The sequence below is a fragment of the Rhizobium sp. P2_G9 genome, from assembly GCF_056403475.1.
The window spans coordinates 75,848-95,184 of record NZ_JBFUFK010000047.1 but is presented as its reverse complement, the minus strand read 5'-3'; the positions used below and the strand labels follow the sequence as shown (position 1 = coordinate 95,184).

19 protein-coding genes are annotated in these 19,337 nt (G+C 59.0%); 7 read left to right on the top strand and 12 right to left on the bottom strand.

Annotation, left to right across the window (positions count from 1 at the left end; all coding sequences use genetic code 11):
• Positions 1 to 178 precede the first annotated feature (178 nt).
• Positions 179 to 1,165 (top strand): plasmid partitioning protein RepB, encoded by a 987-nt coding sequence (repB, locus tag AC1DYF_RS31550; protein WP_477881675.1) that lies wholly within the window; start codon positions 179 to 181, stop codon positions 1,163 to 1,165.
• A 77-nt stretch (positions 1,166 to 1,242) separates the two neighbouring features.
• Entirely contained in the window at positions 1,243 to 1,677 is a 435-nt protein-coding gene (locus tag AC1DYF_RS31545) for a M10 family metallopeptidase C-terminal domain-containing protein (protein WP_477881673.1), read from the top strand.
• Between the two features lie 59 nt (positions 1,678 to 1,736).
• On the opposite strand, the gene AC1DYF_RS31540 is transcribed toward AC1DYF_RS31545, so the two are convergent.
• The 3 genes from AC1DYF_RS31540 to AC1DYF_RS31530 all read right to left on the bottom strand — a co-directional run bounded on the left by AC1DYF_RS31540 (position 1,737) and on the right by AC1DYF_RS31530 (position 4,331).
• Entirely contained in the window at positions 1,737 to 1,880 is a 144-nt protein-coding gene (locus tag AC1DYF_RS31540) for a hypothetical protein (protein ID WP_477881671.1), read from the bottom strand.
• 3 nt (positions 1,881 to 1,883) lie between these two features.
• On the bottom strand, positions 1,884 to 3,065 hold the full coding sequence (locus AC1DYF_RS31535; RefSeq protein ID WP_477881669.1) for a helix-turn-helix transcriptional regulator: 1,182 nt from the start codon (positions 3,063 to 3,065) through the stop codon (positions 1,884 to 1,886).
• A gap of 93 nt (positions 3,066 to 3,158) precedes the next feature.
• Positions 3,159 to 4,331 carry a helix-turn-helix transcriptional regulator gene (locus tag AC1DYF_RS31530; protein ID WP_477881667.1) on the bottom strand — a complete coding sequence of 391 codons (1,173 nt, stop codon included), beginning with the start codon at positions 4,329 to 4,331 and terminating at the stop codon, positions 3,159 to 3,161.
• A 269-nt stretch (positions 4,332 to 4,600) separates the two neighbouring features.
• On the opposite strand from AC1DYF_RS31530, the gene AC1DYF_RS31525 reads away from it, so the two are divergent.
• From AC1DYF_RS31525 to AC1DYF_RS31505, 5 genes are all read left to right on the top strand, one after another.
• Positions 4,601 to 5,635, top strand: coding sequence for a calcium-binding protein (locus tag AC1DYF_RS31525; protein WP_477881665.1), 1,035 nt, complete (start codon positions 4,601 to 4,603; stop codon positions 5,633 to 5,635).
• A 62-nt stretch (positions 5,636 to 5,697) separates the two neighbouring features.
• A complete protein-coding gene (locus tag AC1DYF_RS31520) occupies positions 5,698 to 6,753 on the top strand; it encodes a M10 family metallopeptidase C-terminal domain-containing protein (protein ID WP_477881663.1) in 1,056 nt (351 codons plus the stop codon).
• Between the two features lie 61 nt (positions 6,754 to 6,814).
• Positions 6,815 to 7,828, top strand: a complete 1,014-nt coding sequence (locus tag AC1DYF_RS31515) for a calcium-binding protein (RefSeq protein WP_477881661.1) — start codon at positions 6,815 to 6,817, stop codon at positions 7,826 to 7,828.
• A 266-nt stretch (positions 7,829 to 8,094) separates the two neighbouring features.
• Positions 8,095 to 8,757: a hypothetical protein gene (locus tag AC1DYF_RS31510; protein ID WP_477881659.1), complete on the top strand. Its 663-nt coding sequence runs from the start codon at positions 8,095 to 8,097 to the stop codon at positions 8,755 to 8,757.
• A 142-nt stretch (positions 8,758 to 8,899) separates the two neighbouring features.
• The gene (locus tag AC1DYF_RS31505; RefSeq protein WP_477881657.1) at positions 8,900 to 9,310 is read left to right on the top strand and encodes a hypothetical protein; all 411 of its coding nucleotides are present in this window, start codon (positions 8,900 to 8,902) and stop codon (positions 9,308 to 9,310) included.
• Positions 9,311 to 9,322: 12 nt separating this feature from the next.
• Here the strand turns inward: AC1DYF_RS31505 and AC1DYF_RS31500 are convergent, their stop codons facing one another.
• The 9 genes from AC1DYF_RS31500 to AC1DYF_RS31460 form a co-directional block, all read right to left on the bottom strand.
• The gene (locus AC1DYF_RS31500) at positions 9,323 to 9,826 is read right to left on the bottom strand and encodes a hypothetical protein (protein WP_477881655.1); all 504 of its coding nucleotides are present in this window, start codon (positions 9,824 to 9,826) and stop codon (positions 9,323 to 9,325) included.
• A gap of 104 nt (positions 9,827 to 9,930) precedes the next feature.
• Entirely contained in the window at positions 9,931 to 11,211 is a 1,281-nt protein-coding gene (locus tag AC1DYF_RS31495) for a hypothetical protein (protein ID WP_477881653.1), read from the bottom strand.
• Positions 11,212 to 11,361: 150 nt separating this feature from the next.
• Positions 11,362 to 11,817, bottom strand: a complete 456-nt coding sequence (locus tag AC1DYF_RS31490; protein ID WP_477881651.1) for a hypothetical protein — start codon at positions 11,815 to 11,817, stop codon at positions 11,362 to 11,364.
• Between the two features lie 223 nt (positions 11,818 to 12,040).
• Positions 12,041 to 13,825: a calcium-binding protein gene (locus AC1DYF_RS31485; protein ID WP_477881649.1), complete on the bottom strand. Its 1,785-nt coding sequence runs from the start codon at positions 13,823 to 13,825 to the stop codon at positions 12,041 to 12,043.
• Between the two features lie 150 nt (positions 13,826 to 13,975).
• Positions 13,976 to 15,130, bottom strand: coding sequence for a M10 family metallopeptidase C-terminal domain-containing protein (locus AC1DYF_RS31480; protein WP_477881647.1), 1,155 nt, complete (start codon positions 15,128 to 15,130; stop codon positions 13,976 to 13,978).
• Positions 15,131 to 15,259: 129 nt separating this feature from the next.
• The gene (locus AC1DYF_RS31475) at positions 15,260 to 15,421 is read right to left on the bottom strand and encodes a hypothetical protein (protein WP_477881645.1); all 162 of its coding nucleotides are present in this window, start codon (positions 15,419 to 15,421) and stop codon (positions 15,260 to 15,262) included.
• Positions 15,422 to 15,802: 381 nt separating this feature from the next.
• The gene (locus AC1DYF_RS31470; protein WP_477881643.1) at positions 15,803 to 16,717 is read right to left on the bottom strand and encodes an ABC transporter permease; all 915 of its coding nucleotides are present in this window, start codon (positions 16,715 to 16,717) and stop codon (positions 15,803 to 15,805) included.
• Positions 16,714 to 17,814, bottom strand: a complete 1,101-nt coding sequence (locus AC1DYF_RS31465; RefSeq protein WP_477881641.1) for an ABC transporter permease — start codon at positions 17,812 to 17,814, stop codon at positions 16,714 to 16,716. Before AC1DYF_RS31465 ends, AC1DYF_RS31470 begins: the two co-directional genes overlap by 4 nt.
• On the bottom strand, positions 17,811 to 19,334 hold the full coding sequence (locus tag AC1DYF_RS31460; RefSeq protein WP_477881639.1) for an ABC transporter ATP-binding protein: 1,524 nt from the start codon (positions 19,332 to 19,334) through the stop codon (positions 17,811 to 17,813). The genes AC1DYF_RS31465 and AC1DYF_RS31460 overlap by 4 nt, the downstream gene beginning before the upstream one ends.
• Positions 19,335 to 19,337 lie beyond the last annotated feature (3 nt).

Below are 19,337 nucleotides of genomic sequence, written 5' to 3'. Positions count from 1 at the left end.
CTGTTGGGCCGGCCGGCTTGGCCGTACGTCTGGTACGACRCGCGCCKGCCGGCCCAACAGRCGACTCCGCTTSAGCCAACAGAATGGCTCCAAATAGGTGCGGCGCGCTCTAGACAATTGTCAGCCGTACAAAGCGAATTTTCTTGCAATGACTTCAACACCTTGATGGAACTTTGACATGGCTCGCAAAGATGTGTTCGCAAACATAACCGCACCGCAAAATGCAAGCTCCGAGCGCCGCGCGACGCCGGGATATGCCACGCGCGGGGCGTCGCGATCCATGGTGAACTCGTTGAACGAGCTCGCCGAAAAGGCCGCCCTCGCGGATCAGGGGCTTTCCGGAGAGTCGATCGTCGAGCTGGACGTCGCCGATCTCGACAACTCCTTCGTCTCCGATCGCATGGGCGATGACGACACTGCCTATTCCGAACTGGTCGAGGCCATCAGGGAGCGGGGCCAGGACACGCCGATCCTGGTGCGTCCACATCCGGAAGCAGCCAGCCGTTATCAGATCGTCTTCGGCCACCGTCGCGCGCGGGCGGCGAGGGATCTCGGCAGGAAGGTCCGCGCCATCGTCAAAAACATCTCCGATGCCGACCATGTGGTCGCCCAGGGACAGGAAAACTCTGCCCGCGAAAATCTGTCCTTTATCGAGCGGGCGATGTTTGCGCAGAAACTGCTCGATCTCGGGCATGCGAAGCCGATCATCCAGGCGTCGCTGGCCGTCGACGCTCCCATGCTGACGCGGATGCTGTCCGTCTCCAGCCGCGTGCCGGGGGATATCGTCGCCGCAATCGGTGCCTCGAAGTCCATCGGGCGTGATCGCTGGATAGACCTTGCCCAGCAGATCGAAAAGCCATCGACGCTGGCTCTGGCAAAGCAACTGATCTCGCGTGAGGCATTTGCGGCTTTGGCATCAGACGCGCGCTTCGAGTTTGTCGCTGCTGAGATCAAGAAAGCCGGCCGGCCGGCAAAGCGGCTGAAGATTGGTGGTGAGTGGCAAGCAGCCGACGCAAGCGTCCGAGCCGAGTTCAAAAGCAGCGGCAAGAATTACTCAATCGCCCTGAAATCCACCGATGCTACCAAATTTGGTCGCTTCATCTGCGAAAATCTGGAGCGGCTGCACCAGGAGTTCGTTCAGTCGACGGAGACGGACAAAAAGTAACGTAGAAAGCAAAACTCCGCTGGCGCCGATTATCATTCGCGCGCATCGACCGACACGAGCTCGCCGGCAGGAAAGCAGTGCTGACGAGCAAGGGCAAGATCAACGGCACCGGAAACGAGCTGAAGAACGCCCTGACCGGCAATCAGTGCGCCAACACGCTAGCCGGCAAGGATGGCGCCGACACGCTGTCCGGCGCCGGCCTTGACACCTTCGCCTTCATTAATCTCTCTGACAGCACGGCAAAGGCATCGAGCCGCGACACGATCCTCGACTTCGCCTCCGGCGACCATATCGACCTTTCGGCCATTGATGCCAGCAGCAAGGCCAAGGGCATGCAGTCCTTCCCCTTCCTCGGCGAGCACGATTTCGACGGCAAGGCCGGCGAATTGCGCTACGAGAAGCAGGGTTCGCACATCCTCATTCATGCCGACGTCGATGGGGACAGGCATGCCGATTTCGCCCTGCAGGTCGACGATGTCACGAAGCTCACGCAGCATGACTTCCTGCTTTAGGCCGATCGAGGATCTGCTGGCTCGCATAAGAGCAAATCACTCAACATGATTTCCATGCGTTACGATCGAGCGAGATTGCCCTCGACACGCAGCAGCGGCCGCTCCGCCGACACCGCATCGATGCGGCGACGAGACAGGAAATTCAAGTTGTGGTCGTCAGGAGGCGATGTCGTGTTGAAATAGCCGACGGACGAAAGCCGCATATGTCAGTCATACGCGGCCCGACCGAAAGATTGCGCCTCGTCATCCGGCAGGATTGCAAGCTTCGCCACCAGCGCCACCAGCTCGCTTTGACGTGAGACATCGAGTTTTGAGAATATCCGTTTGATGTGATTGCGGACGGTGCCGATGGATATGCACAGTTTCCGGGCTGCGGTTTCCGGGCTTTCACCGGTGCCGAGCGTGGCCGCCACGCGGGATTCTGTTTCGGTCAGGCCGAGCAGCCGGAACAGGGAAGATACGTTTGGCGCACCGCCGCTGTCCAGGTCGACAATGATGATCATGAGGCTGGCCGACGCCAGGCACGCCGGAAACAGATCCCGCGACTGGGCGCGCACCGGTACCGCATTGACGAGCAGCGGCCTCTTGCCTGTCCGGCGTTTGAGCGCCACCGAACCAACCGGCCGCTGGCCGGCGGACGTTGTGAGCGCCGCACCAAGCAAACGGTCGAGTTCCGCCCGCTGGCCGGGCAAGCTTGCAATCATCTTTCCGTCCACGATCCTGAAGCCGTCGTCGCCCATCCGGTGGGCGACGTCATTGGCTGCAACCACCGTTCCGGACCTATTCAGCAGTACAATGCCGCAATCGCCTCGATCCATCAGCGACCACGCGCCCTCAAGCGCTTCGCCGACAGCATTCACGCGCAGGGACATGGCCAACGCCTTTTCCGCATGGGCGGTCAGTGTCTCGAAGACACGCCGCTGATGCGGATCAGGCACGCCTTGAGCCACATGCGACGGCGCCATCATCACATAGCGCCCGGAGGCGGCGATCTGACCGGTGCCGCGCATCATGCAATGGGCCATGTCGAACGGCCTTGCATATTCCTGATAGAATTGCAGCCGCTTCATATCCTCCAATGCATAGACGTCGCCATCCCATATGCATCGCCCCATGACGGGCGAGCGCCGTTCATAGACCATGAAGGGGGAGGAGGAATACCAGTCCCTGGAGAAGCTGGCACAGGCCTCCTCCAGCGGATTGCTGGCATAAACGAAGGGCGTGGCCTCATTCTGTCGGATCGGGCCTACCATCAGTCCCATCGCGCCGGACAGGGCCGCGACATCATCCAGCGCCCGCGGCCAGAGGTCAGGGGCAAGCACGGCGTCGTAGAGAAGGCCGATCGCGCTGTTGATGTTGTCGAAACCGGTGCGCGTATCATTAAACATTCAATATCCCTGGTAAATCGGCAAAAGAAAAAATCGTCCAGCAAACACAAGACGTTCGGCAACGGTGAATTCTTCGGAAGGCATTCTACGCCGTCAGTGGAGGCTGCCGTCATTGATAATCGAAAGCTTCCCGGCCAGCGCCACAAGTTCGCCTTGCCGGGAGATGTCGAGTTTGGAGAAGATTCGCTTGAGGTGGTTTCGGACGGTGCCGACCGACATTCCAGCGATTTCGGCAGCATATTCCGGGCTGATTCCGGAACCGATGATCGAGGCGAGGCGAGACTCGGTCGGGGTCAGGCCGCTGAGGGCAAACAGGTTCTGACTTCTTTTCGCGTCGCTGGCATCCGGATCGATCGCCACGACCAGAGCGCCATTGCCGGCATGCAGCAATCCTGAAAAGGCGGTTTCCGGGCGGCGGCGCAGGGGAATGGCATTGATGAGTATCGGCTTTTTGCCATTGGGCCGGCGAAGCGCGACTGGCGCATTGGCGATATTGCGGAAATCCGGGTTGAGCGCCCGAGCCAGCAGCTGGTCCATTGCGGGTTGATCGCCGGGAACGCAGGCACGCAACTGCCTCTGGCCGAGGCGGAAGCCATCGCCGCACATGGCCATCGCCCTGCTGTTCGCCTCTACGACGCCGCCCGTCGTGTCGATGAGGAAAACACCGCAATTCTGGTTGGCCAGCAATTCGGCGAGGCCACAGAACGTATTATCCTGCCCCGCGAGTTGAGCATGCATAACAATCGCCCTCGCCGCATGACCGGACAAGATCTCGAAGACCTTCAGCTTGCTGGCCGATGGCAATTCGTCGGTTCTCGAAAATGCCGAGATCATTGCGAAGCCGGCATGTGTGGCACTCGGCCGGGTGGCGCGCATCACGCCATGCATAAACTGATAATATCGGCCAAATTCGTTGTAGAACGGATCTCGTCTGAATATCGTCTCGTCCAGCACATCGACGTCGAAGACCGGCCTGTCAAAGGTCGGATTTCTTTCGAAATAAATATTGATTGGGCAGCGCTCGATCCATTCTTCGTAGTAGACCTGCCCGGCTTCCTGAACGTCGGCGCTGACATAGAAGGGCGAAACCGGCTGTCTGGCGAGCCCCTTGTCGACGATCGGAAAAACGGTGATGCCGCAAGCACCGCAGAGATTTACCACATTGTCCAGCGCTTCGGGCCAGAGTTCGGGATTGACGGTGGCATCATAGAGACGGGCGATCGCGGCGTTTAGCGCCTCGAGACCGGGTAGCAGTTCATCGCCCATACGTCATCCTTAAGAGAAGCCCCGAAAAATATGTTTGCATAGCAATCGACGCGCGGCCACCGGCATTTGTTCGCGATCGAGAAAATAATGCCCCATGCATCCCATTTGGGACACTCGCAAGCACTTTCAAACGCGTAAAGCACGCTTTCGACACGGCCATGTGCCGGTTACCTCCTTGCTCGGCGAGACCAGCAAAGAAGCTGTGCCGCCTGGTGAGGGGACGGGAAAACACGATCAAAATTGCGCCAATTCTTGAAGGAAATTCGCTTATGGCACTGCAGATCTACAATTCAAATTCCATCGGTTCAGGAATTCAGTCCAATCTCAGCACCACTGATAGCGTCTATATCGGCGCCAGCGGCTTTCTCGGTAGCACCGATACCTTTGGCGTTTACGGAACGGGCGCCTTCCATTCCGTGACCGTCGAAGGCAGCGTTGTCGCACTTGATAATGCGATCTATCTCGGCGACAGCGCAACGTCGGATTCCGGCCAGCAGGTGATCATCGGCGAAAATGCCGCCGTTGTCAGCACCAGCCACTTCGCGATCGTGGTGGACGGTTTTGCCAGCACCGTCGAAAATGATGGCGCCATCGATGGCGATATCGGCGTCTACCTCGCTGGCAATGCTGCAAGCGGCGCATCGGAATTGGTCAACAACAACAAGATCGACGCGACAAACGCGTCTGTGCAGAGGGCCGGCTCCGAAGATTTCCAGTTTACCAACAACGGTGTCACCGATAGCGAAACGAGCTTTGCCTATAATGGCTCTCTCGCAACCGGCGATCAGACGATCGTCAACAATGGCAAGATGACCGGCGCGATATTTTTTGGCACCGGCAACGACGTCTATAGCGGCGCGACCGGGATGATTGTCAGCGGAACGGTTCACGGTTTCAACGGCGACGATACGTTCACTGGCGGAAAATATGCCGAATATTTTCAAGGGGGTGACGGCCGCGATCTGATAAAGGGCGGCGGTGGCGCCGATCACTTCATCTTTGTCGATGCCGCCGAAAGCACCATCGCCAAAGCCGGGCGCGACCTGATCTCCGATTTCAGCCACGCACAGCATGACAGGATCGATCTTTCAGACATTGACGCCGAGGCTTCAAGCTCCGGAACGGACGAGAAATTCTCCTTCATCGGCACGGACGGTTTTTCCGGCGCCGAAGGCGAGCTGCAATACAAATTCGTGGGCAACAGCACCTTTGTCCAGGGCGATACTGACGGCGACAAGCACGCCGATTTCTCGATCGAGTTGAAGGGCCATATCGCGCTCCACGCGAGCGATTTCATTCTTTGAGGCAACAATTCCGGGCGATCGCCGGTCATCCGGCGTCGCATCTCTCGTTTGAAAGAAAAAGCATGGCACTTCAAATCTACAATTCGAATATTATTGGTGCAGGTACGCAGATCAATATCGGCGCGACTGACGACCTCTATATCGGCCCGGACGGGTTTATCAGCTGCACGGACAACAATTATGACATTCGCGGAGCAGGCTCGAACCAATCCGTGACCATTGAAGGCAGGGTTCTCGCGCAGGATTGGGCGATCATGCTCGGCAACGTCCTCTCAACCCAATCCAATCAACGACTTGTCATCGGACAACATGCGTCTGTCCACAGCCTGGAATCTTACGCCATCGGGATAAGCGCCTACAACAGCTACGCGGAGAACAACGGCGTTATCCTGGGAGCCGAAGGCATTACCATGGACGCTTTCGTTCCGGGTTGGACGGGAACCGGCACGTCCGTGCTGGTGAACAATGGCATCGTCCATGCGACAAAGTTCGACGCCGTCGAGAGAAACGGCCCCGAAGATTTCCACTTCATAAACAATGGCACGGTCCGAACCGACGGTGCATCATCAGCGTATTACGGCGTCACCTGCACAGGCGCTCAGATATTGACCAATAACGGCAAAATGACCGGAACCATCTACCTTGGCAGTGGCGACGACATTTACAACGGCGCGCACGGCAGGATCACCGGTGGATACACATATTGCCGTGCCGGCGACGACACTTTCACCGGCGGAGTATTCGCCGAATATGTCGAAGGCGATGCCGGCCGCGATATCCTGAAGGGCGGTGCTGGCGCCGATCATTTCATCTTCACAGCCGCCGCCGACAGCACGGTTGCCAAGGCCGGCCGCGATCTGATCCAGGATTTCGGCCACATCCAGCACGACAAGATAGACCTGCTGCTTATCGACGCCGCAGTCTCCAGCAGCGGTACCAACGAGGCATTCTCGTTTATCGGAACCCAGGCTTTTTCCGGCGACGAAGGCGAACTGCGCTACAGTTTCGAGGGCAGAAGCACATTCATCTATGGCGACACGGACGCCGACAAGCACGCCGATTTCGCAATCGAACTCAAAGGCCACATCGCACTGCATGCGGGTGACTTCATCCTGTGACGCCAGCATGTGCGTTTGCCTGTCACCGGCAATCGCATCTCTCCTTTGAAAGTGAATGTCCATGGCACTGCAAATCTATAACACGACGATCTCAAGTTCCGGTATTCCGGTCGCTCTCGGCCAAACGGATGACGTCTATGTCGGGGTAAACGGCTTTATCAGCAGCACCGGCACTCTCGGCGCCGGCGTCTACGGGACAGGCTCAAACCATTCGGTCACCGTGGAGGGCAGCGTTGTTGCTTCGTATCTTGCGATTTCCGTTGGCGATGATTCGGCTCTGGATTCCGGCCAGCAAGTGACCATTGGCGAAAATGCCACCATTGCTAGCACGAGCTACCATGGGGTCATGGTGTTCGGCTTTGCCAGCACGGTCGAAAACGATGGCATTATTGACGCCGAGTACGGCATCTACCTTACCGGCAGTGCCGCAAGCGGCGCGTCGGAGCTGGTCAATAACGGCGAAATCGACTCTACAGAAGCGTCAGTGAAAAGAGCCGGCTCCGAAGACTTCCAGTTTATCAATAACGGTGTCACCGATAGCGAGAACAATTCCGCCTACGATGGCTCTTTCGCAACCGGTGACCAAGCGATTGCCAATAACGGCAAGATGACTGGCACGATCTTTTTCGGCAGTGGCGATGACACGTATAGTGGCGCGAACGGGATGATCGTCAGCGGAACAGTTGAGGGCTACAACGGCAACGACACGTTGACCGGGGGTAAATACGCCGAATATTTTCAAGGCGATGCCGGGCGCGATATCCTGAAGGGCGATGGTGGTGCCGATCATTTCCTCTTCGCCACCACCACCGACAGCACCATCGCTAAAGCCGGGCGAGACCTGATCCAGGATTTCAGCCACGCCCAGCATGACAGGCTTGACCTGTCGGGTATGAACGAGAAATTCTCCTTCATCGGCACATTGGGTTTTTTCGGCGCCGCAGGCGAGCTGCGCTACAGTTTCAAGGGTGGCAGCACCTTCGTCCAGGGTGATGCCGATGGCGACACGCACGCCGATTTCTCCATCGAGCTGAAGGGCCATATCGCACTGCATGCGGGTGACTTCATCCTGTGACGTCAGCATGTGTTTCGATGGGGCGTTGACCGAGCATTTTGAATGGCTAGCCTGGCGGCACGCCAAATCGCGCAAATAAGCCAATGAGAAACCGTGCCTCGACCTGGATCGGTGTGCGGCACAAAACGGTCAGATTTTAAAGCCTGTTTACAATCGCTTTGCCGACAGTACCATCCCTCATGTTTCGTCCAGAGGTTCTCGTCATGAAACAATGCCTTGCCGTCATGATATCCAGTCTGCTGTCCCTGGCGGCAGGACAGGCGCTCATGGCAAGCGAACGCGATTGTAACACGGACAGCTTCCAGGCCGACGAAGTTTTGGCCCTCGGCGCCGTCCGATCGAACATCACCCGACTGCATTTCCTGAAAAATACGGACGATGGCCTTTGTCCGGCGGCCGTCAAGCGTTGCCGGGAACCCGACTATCTCGTCGGCGGCAATACCGTTGTCATCGCTGCGCGGGCCGGTGGCTTTCGCTGCGCAATCTATTTCGACAGCAACGACCGCGGTCACGTCGGTTGGCTGCCGGAAACAGGGCTTGATATCAAGCCTCCATCCGACGCCGTCGACTGGACGGGAGAATGGAGTTTCGGAGAGGAGCACAACATCTCTGTGAAGCGCGATGCAGCAAGCGGAGGGTTGGAGATTGAAGGCGATGCGACCTTTGGCGGCAGCGATCCGGGGCGGGTCAAGCGCGGCGCAGTCAATACCGGATCGTTCTCGGCCAGGATCAAACCTGACGCCACCGTCGGTCGCGCATTTTTCGCGTTCACCGCTACTGGTGGGGAAACTTTACCGTTCGATCAAGGCCCGGAGACCGCATGCCGATTGCGCATGCGGCTTGCCGGGCCTTATTTGCGTGCCGACGACAATGGTGAGTGTGGGGGCATGGGCGTCACGTTCTCCGGTTTTTATCACCGGGTGCAATGACCGGAAGCAGCGAACAGCGTTTGCAACAATGTCCGTTTGCCTTCACATCCCGGCGATCCGAGTCTTTTGTTGAACGACACCTGCATGAGCGAATCTTGATGCGCCTGGCCCTACAACCCTTCCCTCAACGGAATAATCAGTCGTGACAGTTACATCGCCTCCGCCGACCTCCGACGGCAAAGCTCTCAACATTTCCTTGAGAACCGCTGCAATCATATGGGGGTTGACAGGCCTGTTGTTGGCTTTGTTCTGCGCGGTAGAACTCAGCATGATGGGGTTCCCCGATGGGCATTTTACGCCATACGAGCTGGAAACCAGCGGATTACGCCAGATTCTCGTCGGTGTTTGCCTGGCGCAAAGTCTCTATTTCATCGGTGTGGGGGTGATCTGTAAAAAGGTGAGGGCTGTTCGGTTGTGCCTGCAAATGCTCATTGCCGCGACCTTCGTCGTGGCGCCGATGCTGATCGTACCGAACTGCGCCGAACTGCAATCATGCACCAGGGCCTATGAGTGGATCACGGATGCACCCATGGACGACGGTGCCGGCGGCTGAGCCGGCAGATGGTCAGGGACGGCACCCCGTCAGGGTAAACACGTCATAGGTTGCCAGAGCGGGATTGGCCTGGACGAAAGTCTCTTTCATGGCGAGCGATCGGCCGAAATCCGCGAGCAATATGGCCTTCGGCGCAATCATATCCTCGTCCGTCAGCAGGTTCGCGCTGCTTTCGCCCAGACCATAGATATTTCCGGTCCAGAGCCAGCATCCGCCGCCATCGGCGCTTTCATCTGGTGTGCATGCCTGGCTGATTTCACCGTCAGGTCGCGCGTTGCTGCCCGCGTTCCAGGTGATGTCGCCTTCGAACACTTCGGAGACGTTGGGTAGACGCAGTTGAAACAAGCCGGTCGTCAGCGCAGCGTCCTTCGCCTTGTCCTTGGGCCTGAACTGGATCGCTGCACCGGAACGACTTTCCCGGTAAGCAGCATGGTCCAGCCTGCAGGCCGCTGCCGTGGCCTGGTCGACCGGCAACAAGATAAGCAAAGGCAGAAAACAGATCTTAAGAGGTATCATGGTGCGCGATCCTGCATTGGAGATGGCGTCGAAACAGCAAAGGTCACAGGTCCCTCATTCGTGAAGATGTTGTCGCCGGCGTTTCATTTCACCCGACAACGGCATCAACGATCAAACATCTCAAAATAGCCGGCACCGGCATCGGTCAGCAGCGGGCGCGCCTGCTTGAGCGGAACCGTCAGAAGAACTTCAGTACAGGCAAAAATCGCGTGCGGCAGCGTTTTCAGGGTGAAAACCAGACTGTCCTCGGTAAAATAGACGCCGAGATTGCTGCGCACGAGGTCGTCGAAGCCGCAATCGGTCTCTGTTGCTGCATCGAATCTCTCACGCTTGCTGACAACGAATTTGATGAGGTCCTCACTCGGTTCATATCGCAGGCCTGATTRATCGTCGACCGTGGCGGGGTCGACAACGGTGTCATCTTCATTCTTGACCAGCCAGCCCTTGAGCAGGGCTTCGGGGGCGAGAGCCTCGCCGGTCCTCACATCCGCGAGCAGATAATGCGAGAAGTTTTCCGGATACGCGCCGCCGCAAAAGTAGCTGCCATCCTCCCAAAGACCGAGCAAACGCGGTGTGAGATATGCGATGCTGACACTGTCATTGCCATCATAACCGTTCGTCTGGCCGCCAAGGTCTTCGCTCCAGCCGTAGCCGAGATATGCCTTCTGGAGACAATCAAAACCGAAGTATTCCCATTTCAGCCGTTGTTGCAACAAATAGGCGTTGACGGGTGCGACGTCCGCGCCGCCCAGGCTGACAATCGTTGGATAGGAGAGCCCGACCCGCGGATCCTTATCCATCCTAAATCGGCCCCGGTCTGCTACGGTCTCTTCGCCCTTCTCGAACGGATAGTGCATTTTCAGAAAATCATCGGGCAGGTCGCCGGCCGTCAAGACGCCGGGAAGGCCGATATCAAAAACCTTGAGCGGATCGAGTGCATCCAGATCGGTGCTACTGGCATCACCGAGATCGCGGCTGGCCACACGAGCAAGTGTGATATGCAGCGACCTGCCGCTTTCCCGGTCATGCCAGATGCCGGATAGCCGGGCCGCGTGAGCCTCCGCCGTCAACGTCCAGTCCGCACCGATCGGTGCGTGCTCGACGGTTTTCCCGTCACTTTTCCTGCACAGCGCCGGTGTGCATGGCCGCTCTTCTTCAAGCGTCATTCCGGTCTTGCTCCGGACGCCATGCAAGGGAATGTCGACGCCTTTGGCAATATAGGCATAGCGCCCCACAAACGCGCCATCCGGACCCGCCTCCGTCAATTCGACGATAACAGGCAAATCGCCAAGACGACCTTGGTAAGTCGAAGCTTCCAAGGCGTAACAGCTTTGCGCTGTTGCGAGGATAAGGAAAAATGCATGAAGAATACGCATGTGGTTCATCGGCGCTCGCAAGGATGCAGGTTGGTGGATGGGAAAGACTGGTTGGCGCGGAAAAAGATCTACATCAGCCGTCCTTTGCCGGACAGGCGCTGCCGCCATCCGAATTGTATCGCTGCTGACAGGCACCGTCGCGACAACAGTCCGAGGGTGTCACACTTTCAGGCTGAACCAGCGCCACGCCTTCTCCAGCCGAGGGTTCCCCAAAACGCCTCGCCCGACATTGCCAAACCCACTGAGGAAGACATAAAGGGCGGCGGTGAGCAATGCCAGAATGACGACCAAGTCCGACGCGAAGCTGAAGTTGTTCGACGCCAGTGCCCGGAGGATGTTGTCGGCATTTGTGAGGGCAGAGCGGAAGAAAATGACCGAGAAGATGATTTCCAGCATCCCAAAAATGAGCCGGGCGTTTTCCCTCAAAATGTGGAACAGCATGCCGATACTTACAAACAGAACCGCGGCGGCAAAAACGAGATAATAGTGTCCACGTCCGGGATGGTCATACTGCCATTGTTCATCCTGTATTCGGAAGGACAGGGCAAAGCAGGCAAACGGCAAGAGGACCAGCAGCGCCAGAAATGCAATTTGCCCGTAGCTGCGCCCAAACATTCCTGATCCCATCCACCTTTTGCAGGACGCGCCTGCGGTTCAACACGGCTTCGGCTGCCAGTCCCATGTCGCCGATGAAAGCCGGCATGGGGAGATTTGTCCTCACCGTACAAAGCGCTTCTGCAAGCTTTACGTCTGGCGTGGAACGGAAATTCTTCATTCACACCACCATCTCCACCTGTGCCGCAACCGATGGCCATGGCATCGATCGCGGCTTCGATCTTCAGAACGTGAAGTCGGCGGCGCTCAGATGATTGATCTTCACGCCCTCCAGCGTGATCGAGTCATGGGCGGTAAAATTGATCACCACCGCTGATCCGGCCTGCTCGATGTGATGCGCTTTGAGATCGGCGAAATCCGCGAGCCCTTTGACATGGCCGAGATCGATGACGTCGTGATCCGAGCCGTTGGCATCGAAGTCCTTGATGGTGTCGGCACCGTCGCCGGTCGTGAAAATGAAATGGTCGGCGTCCGCCCCGCCATAGAGTTTGTCGGCGCCCTTGCCGCTGGTGATGATATCCGCACCCGCGAGCCCCTTGAGGACGTTGTTGCCTAAATTGCCGGTGATATGATTGGCAAGCGCATTGCCGGTGGCATCGATATTGGCCTTGCCGGTCAGCGTCAGATTTTCTACGGCTCCGCCAAGCGTATAGCGGATTGAGGCAAGCACTGTATCCGTGCCCTGCACAGCGAGTTCCTGAACATCATCGCCCTTGGAATTGACAATGTAGGTGTCGTCGCCGAAGCCGCCGATCAGCACATCATTGCCGCCTTTGCCGTCGAGCCGGTCATTGCCGCCATAGCCGATCAGGTATTCGTCCCAGCCGGTGCCGGTGAGCTTGTCGGCATGGTTCGAGCTATCGATATCAGCTGCAAAATGTCGCTGGTAGATGCCAGTGGCGTCTCCAGTCTCTTCGCCATACCATGCGACCACCCAACCGCCATCGGCAAGCGCAGTGGTTACGGGAATGAGTTGATTGCCCGTGGTATAGGCGTTGACCAGTGTCTCGGATCCTATTGTCGCGCCATCCTCAGCATAACGCTGCTGGTAGATGCCAAGCAGGTCTCCGGCTCCTTCGCCACACCATGTAGCCAACCAGCCGCCATCGGCGAGGGCCGTCACCGTGGGATAGACTTGGAAATTGGTGGTATAGGTATTGATCAGCGTCTCAGATCCAACCATGTTGCCATCGGTGCTGTAGCGCTGCTGGTAGAGGCCGCCGCTATCTTCCGTACCCTCGCCATGCCAAGTGACCAGCCAGCCGCCGTCGGCAAGCGCGACTGTTGAAGGATAAACCTGGCCACCGGTGGTGTATGCGTTGATCAGTGTCTCAGATCCCACTGTATTGCCATCGGCGCTGTAGCGCCGCTGATAAACCCCTTGGCTATCGCCTGTTCCTTCGCCATACCAAGTGACGACCCAGCCGCCATCGGCAAGCGCGGTGGTCGAGGAATAGTCTTGATTGCCGGTGACATAGGTGTTGACCAGCGTCTCCGTCCCGATTGCCTTGCCATCCGCACCATAGCGCTGCTGGTAGACGCCAAAGGCGTCTGCCGCGCCCTCGCCGGTCCATGTGACCAGCCAACCGCCATCGGCAAGCGCGGTGGTCGAGGGAGAGGCTTGATTGCCGGTGACGTAGCTGTTGACCAGCGTCTCCGTCCCGACTGTCGCGCCGTTCGCGCCATAGCGCTGCTGATAGACGCCAGCCGCGTCTTCCACGCCTTCGCCGTACCAGGTCACCAGCCAGCCGCCATCGGCGAGCGCAGCGGTCGAGGGACCGTGTTGATTGCCGGTGACATAGGTGTTGACCAGCGTCTCAGCCCCCACTGTCGCACCGCCCGCGCCATAGCGCTGCTGGTAGACGCCATCATTGTCTTCCGTGCCTTCGCCATACCACGTGACCAGCCAGCCAACATCCGCAAGCGCGGTGGTCGAGGGACCGTATTGATTGCCGGTGGTGTAGGTATTGACCAGTGTTTCGTCGCTTCCGCTTGCATTCGATGACATAGCTTCGGTTCCTTGGGTGGCGAGTTATTCTAAGCGCTGGTGGAATTCGATGTCCGTCCGACAACAGGTCGATTTCCAGGGGAAGTGAAAGGCGCAAATCAAGCGCATCCGCATAGACGAACTCTCCGTTGGCCTTGCGGATTGCCTCGATCAGAAAATGAAATCCGAGGCGTGCAGATCCGCCTTGGAGACGTGCTCAAGGACAAGCTGATCGGTTCCCGCGTGGATGATCAGGTCGAGGCCGGATGTGCTGACACGATGGGCTATCAGGTCGGCATAATCCGTCACGACAGAAAGGCCCGAAAGATCAATGCGGTCGGCGCCGAGCCCGAAATCGGTGACTCGGTCATGACTGAAACCGGTCTTGAAGATGAAGGTATCGGCACCCTTGCCACCGGTCAGGATATCACTGCCGCCATCGCCGGAAAGATGATTGTCGCCGCTGTTGCCCTTGATGTCATTGCCAAGCGCATTGCCGGTGGCGTCGATATTTTCGCAGCCAATGAGCTGCAATCTTTCCACATTGGCCTGAAGCGCATAGCTGACCGTGGACTTCATCGTGTCGAAGCCCTCGCCGGCAAACTCCTTGAGCCGGTCGTGGGAATTATCGACGATCATTGTATCGTCTCCCGCGCCGCCCCAAACCTCCTTGGTCAAAACGCCGCCGCGATTGTCAAAAAAGTCATTGCCGCCTGCCATGTCGATGCGGCCTTGCATCCGGCCATCGTTGATCACGCTGTCGTCACTGACATAGCCGAGATAGGCATGCCCGAAACGGCTCGCCGATATGAGCCCGTGGTTGATGGCCTTCGTTTTGTCTCCCGCTTCCGCGACAAAAAAGATGGCGATATTGTCGGCTTCGATACGGCCATGCGAACCGTTGACGACGAGATCGCCTGATGTGGCAAAGATGCCGATAGAGGCGGAAATCAGGCCCTGATTCCGTATTGCTCCGACTTGGCCGGTCACGATTATTCCATAGCCGGCATCCGTCTGGATCGATCCGAAATTGCTGACAAAGGCCCCGTCACCCCGAAGGTCCAGTCCCGTGCCTCCCGATATTGTGCCGGTTCTGCCGATGTTGACTTCGACATCGTCGCCATAAGACTGGATCCCTATGCCGGACAGCAAGGTGGTTTCGATGCCTCCGTCGATGCGATAGGCATTGCGCGCAAATACGACATCTTCGAAAAAGCCGTACTGGGTCGCGGTGATCGTCGCCCCCTTGACCAGATGCCAGGCCGTATCGGAAGCGTCAGCCGTCATTTGACCGGCATTGTCGCCGGTGATGTCTTTCGTGGTCATGCGTGAGCCGTCGTTGTTTTCGGGTTGGCCGAGGAGACTTGCTGTTGCCCGGCCGGTTCAGGACCCCTCGCCAAGCGAGGAGCGGTTTCGGATGGGCGATAAGACAGGGCTGTCCGGCATGAATCTGGATCAGAAAATAAAATCTGACGCGTGCAGGTCCGCCTTGGAGACGTGCTCCAGGGTGAGTGTATCGCTGTCGATTTCCGGCCCATCGGCCAAAGTCCATGCTTCGTCGGAATTGTCGATGGCGAAGACAGCCGATCGCGTGGTGATCGCATTGGTAAAAGTCATTGAAACCTCGCTATTTTCCTGAGCGCGAGCAAGAGTTGGTTGCGGCTCAGGACTGCCAACAGCCGGAACAATCCCGGTTCGGGAAAAGGCCTACAGGTTTCGGCTCCTCGGGGAGTGTCCCATTTGGGATAGAGGCCGGATTTATTTCTGAGGCTCCGGGACAAGGCGCGGAATTGGAGCGCAACGATTGCATTCGGTGCCGCCGGTCATCGCCTCGAGTGGTGCCTGACAGCCCCTGTCGTTTCCAATGCCGGCAGTTGAAGGGATTCGTAGGCGCCCTGTTACCGGCCGCGCATTTGCGTGCGACGGCTTCGGAGACACGCCCGGAGCGCTCCGCGGTTTACTCTATGCCTATTTCTTCAACGATGTGCTGGCCCGCCCTCACGACCGCTCGAAGGGTTCGCCGAGGGAGGCGACGCCATTCAGCTTCAGCAGGCGGCGGTCGGCTGAAATGATGCCGAGCACGATGATCGTGACGAGGTAAGGCAGGCTCGACAGCAATTGCGATGGCAGATCCAGTCCGGTCGCCTGGGCGGCGAGGCCCATCAGCGATACGGCCCCGAAGAGACAGGCGCCGAGAAAGATGCGGCCGGTGAGCCAGGTGCCGAAGACGACCAAGGCGATAGCGATCCAGCCGCGGCCGGCAATCATGCCGTCCGCCCAGAGCGGCGTATAGACCACGGAGGCATAGGCGCCGGCAAAACCTGCCATCAAGCCGCCAAAGGCGACGGCGGCGACGCGGACGGCGATGACCGGGTAGCCGATGGCATGTGCGGCCTTTGGGTTCTCGCCGATGGCGCGGATGACGAGGCCCAGCTTGGAATAGGCAAACGTTGCCCAGATCGCCAGCGTCGCGGCCAGCGAAAGCCAGACGACTGCGTCCTGGACGAACAGCTTGCCGATCACCGGGATTCCTGAGAGGCCGGGAATGGCGAGCTTGGCAATCCCCTTGACCGTCAGCGCCTCGTAGCTCTTGCCGAACAGCGCCGACAGCCCCTGGCCGAGAATGCTGATCGCAAGGCCCGTCGCCACCTGGTTGGCCCGGAAGCCGAGTGCCACCAGGGCAAAGACCAAAGCGAGCAGGGCGCCTCCGATGCCGGCGGCGATGAAAGCCAGGATGTGTCCGCCGCCGTGATAGACGATGATGAAGGCAAGCGACGCACCGAAAGCCATCAGGCCTTCGACGCCGAGATTGAGGACCCCGGCGCGCTCGACCACCAGTTCCCCGAGGGCGGCGAGCAGAAAAGGCGTCGCCGCCGCGAGCATGCCGGCAAGGATGAACTCGATGGCGTTCATGATCTGCTCCGGTGGGCGGCGTGGCGCCATTCGAGGCGATAGCGCACGAAGGCGATGGCGACGAGATAGGCGAGCAGCAGGCTGCCCTGGAACACGCGCACGGCCGCGATCGGCAGGTTTGCCGACACCATGGCATTGTCGCCGCCGATGGAAAGGGCCGCCATGATCAGCGCCGAGAAGATGATGCCGATCGGATGCAAGCCGCCGAGATAGGCAACGATGATCGCCGAATAGCCGTAGCCGGTGGAGATCGAGCGCTGCAGCTGCCCGAGCGGTCCGGCGACCTCGGCAGCACCAGCGAGGCCGGCCGCGAAACCGCCGATCAGCAGTGACAGCCAGATCGCGCGGCCTTGGCTGAAGCCGGCATAGCCGGCGGCGCGTGGCGCAAGGCCGCCGACCTGCAGCTTATAGCCGGTAAAACTCTTTTGCATGAAGAGCCAGGCGGCGAAGGAGAGCGCAAATGTGATGAGCAGCGAAACGTTGACGCGCGTGCCGGGGATCAGGATGGGCACCATCGCGTCATACTGGAACATCACCGATTGCGGGAAATTGAAACCGGCCGGATCCTTCCAGGGACCAAGCAACAGGTAATTGAGCAGCTGCGCCGCCACCAGGCTCAGCATCAGGGAGACGAGGATTTCGTTGGCATTGAGCCTGACCCGCCAGAAGGCGGTGATCGAGGCCCAGAGCGCACCGCCGACAGCGCCGAGAATGAGCATCAGCGGCCAGATCCACTGCCCCGTCGCCTGCGGAAACCATATCGGGATGGCCGAGGCGAAGATGGCGCCGAGGATGAACTGGCCCTCCGCGCCGATATTGAACACCTTGGCGCGAAATCCGATCGCCAATCCCTGCGCGATCAGCAGCATTGGCCCCATCTTCAGCAGGACCTCGGAAAACGACGACCAGGAGAAGAACGGCTCGATGAGCATGGCATATGTGACAGCCACGGGATCGCGGCCCATCAGTGTGTAAAGCACGAGATTGAGGATGAGGGCTATCCCGAGCGCCGCTGGCGGCGCCACGAGCGCCGCGGTCAGCGAGGCATGCTCCCGGCGAACAAGTGCGGGAAGGAAGGTCGCGGCGGAAACGCTCATGCGGGGACTTTCTCCGGTGAGATATGCGCCCCGATCATGTACCGGCCGATTTCTTCGGGGCGGGTGTCGCGGGTGACCAGCGGCGGGCTGAGCCTGCCGTGATAGAGCACTTGAATGGCGTCGCAGAGCTCGAAAAGCTCCTCGAGTTCTTCGGAAATCACCAGGATCGCCATGCCCTCGTTGCGCAGTGCGACAAGTCGCCGGCGAATGGCGGATGCGGCACCGATGTCGACGCCCCAGGTCGGTTGCGCCACGAACAGCAGTTTTGGCGAGAGCATGATCTCACGGCCGACGATGAATTTTTGCAGATTGCCGCCGGACAGCGCGCCGGCCTCGGCGTTCGGGCCGGGGGTGCGGACGTCGTATTGCCGGATACAATCCGTGGCAAATGCCGTTGCCTTTGTCTTGTTGACCAGCCCGTGCCTGAGGAGACCGAGCGGGTGGGCGGTCAAAAGACTGTTGAGGACGAGCGACATTTCCGGCACGGCGCCGCGTCCCAGCCGATCCTCGGGAACGAAGGCAAATCCGAGTTTTCGGCGGGCCGCCGCATCCAGCGTCCCCACATCCTTGCCCATCATCAGGATCCGGTCGCGCTGGTCCCGCGGCAGCATGGTTTCGCCGGAGATCAACGCTGCGAGCTCGCTCTGGCCGTTGCCCGAAATGCCGGCAATACCGAGGATTTCGCCGGCACGCACTGTCAAGCTGACATCGGAGAGCGATACGGCAAACGGGTCGTCGCGCCGATGGTCGAGGCCGATGATCTCCAGCCGCTTTTCGCCGCCGGAATGCGGCAGCGCCGGCATCGGCTCCGGCATGTCGCGGCCGATCATCAGCTTCGCAAGATCATGTGCATCATGGTCGCGCGGGTCGACATTGCCGGTGACGCGGCCGCCACGCAAAATGGTGGCATGGTCGCAGATCGCGCGGATTTCCTCGAGCTTGTGCGAGATGAACAGAATGGAGACGCCGCGGTCACGCAGTCGCCTGAGCGTCTCGAACAGCTTCTCCACCGCCTGCGGCGGCAGAACCGATGTCGGCTCGTCGAGGATGAGCAGCTTCGGATCGGTCATCAGGCAGCGGATGATCTCCACCCTCTGCCGCTCGCCGACGGAAAGCACATGCACATGCGCAAGCGGGTCGACCTCAAGACCGAAATCCTGGCCGAGCTTGCGGATGCGTTGCATGAGATCGGCCTTGCGGCCCGGCACGACCAGCTGGATATTCTCGACGACGGTCAAGGTCTCGAACAGCGAGAAGTGCTGGAAAACCATGCCGATGCCATTGCGCCGCGCCTCCGCGGGGGAGGCGAGGCTCAAAGGCTCGCCCTGCCAGACGACGGTTCCGTCGTCCGGCTGCTCGACGCCATAAATCAGCTTCATCAGCGTCGATTTGCCCGCCCCGTTCTCTCCGAGGACCGCATGGATCGACTGCGGCGCCACATCCAGGTCGATCTCGCGATTGGCCTGGATCTGTCCGTAGCTTTTCGAAATGCCGCGGAGCGACAGAAGGGGCGGGGCCATGGC

Excerpts from the sequence above, each read along its gene's own strand:
- repB (WP_477881675.1), top strand. The coding sequence starts at position 179 with ATGGCTCGCAAAGATGTGTTCGCAAACATAACCGCACCGCAAAATGCA.
- AC1DYF_RS31540 (WP_477881671.1), bottom strand. The coding sequence starts at position 1,880 with ATGCGGCTTTCGTCCGTCGGCTATTTCAACACGACATCGCCTCCTGAC.
- AC1DYF_RS31535 (WP_477881669.1), bottom strand. The coding sequence starts at position 3,065 with ATGTTTAATGATACGCGCACCGGTTTCGACAACATCAACAGCGCGATC.
- AC1DYF_RS31530 (WP_477881667.1), bottom strand. The coding sequence starts at position 4,331 with ATGGGCGATGAACTGCTACCCGGTCTCGAGGCGCTAAACGCCGCGATC.
- AC1DYF_RS31525 (WP_477881665.1), top strand. The coding sequence starts at position 4,601 with ATGGCACTGCAGATCTACAATTCAAATTCCATCGGTTCAGGAATTCAG.
- AC1DYF_RS31520 (WP_477881663.1), top strand. The coding sequence starts at position 5,698 with ATGGCACTTCAAATCTACAATTCGAATATTATTGGTGCAGGTACGCAG.
- AC1DYF_RS31515 (WP_477881661.1), top strand. The coding sequence starts at position 6,815 with ATGGCACTGCAAATCTATAACACGACGATCTCAAGTTCCGGTATTCCG.
- AC1DYF_RS31510 (WP_477881659.1), top strand. The coding sequence starts at position 8,095 with ATGGCAAGCGAACGCGATTGTAACACGGACAGCTTCCAGGCCGACGAA.
- AC1DYF_RS31500 (WP_477881655.1), bottom strand. The coding sequence starts at position 9,826 with ATGATACCTCTTAAGATCTGTTTTCTGCCTTTGCTTATCTTGTTGCCG.
- AC1DYF_RS31490 (WP_477881651.1), bottom strand. The coding sequence starts at position 11,817 with ATGTTTGGGCGCAGCTACGGGCAAATTGCATTTCTGGCGCTGCTGGTC.
- AC1DYF_RS31485 (WP_477881649.1), bottom strand. The coding sequence starts at position 13,825 with ATGTCATCGAATGCAAGCGGAAGCGACGAAACACTGGTCAATACCTAC.
- AC1DYF_RS31480 (WP_477881647.1), bottom strand. The coding sequence starts at position 15,130 with ATGACCACGAAAGACATCACCGGCGACAATGCCGGTCAAATGACGGCT.
- AC1DYF_RS31475 (WP_477881645.1), bottom strand. The coding sequence starts at position 15,421 with ATGACTTTTACCAATGCGATCACCACGCGATCGGCTGTCTTCGCCATC.
- AC1DYF_RS31470 (WP_477881643.1), bottom strand. The coding sequence starts at position 16,717 with ATGAACGCCATCGAGTTCATCCTTGCCGGCATGCTCGCGGCGGCGACG.
- AC1DYF_RS31465 (WP_477881641.1), bottom strand. The coding sequence starts at position 17,814 with ATGAGCGTTTCCGCCGCGACCTTCCTTCCCGCACTTGTTCGCCGGGAG.
- AC1DYF_RS31460 (WP_477881639.1), bottom strand. The coding sequence starts at position 19,334 with ATGGCCCCGCCCCTTCTGTCGCTCCGCGGCATTTCGAAAAGCTACGGA.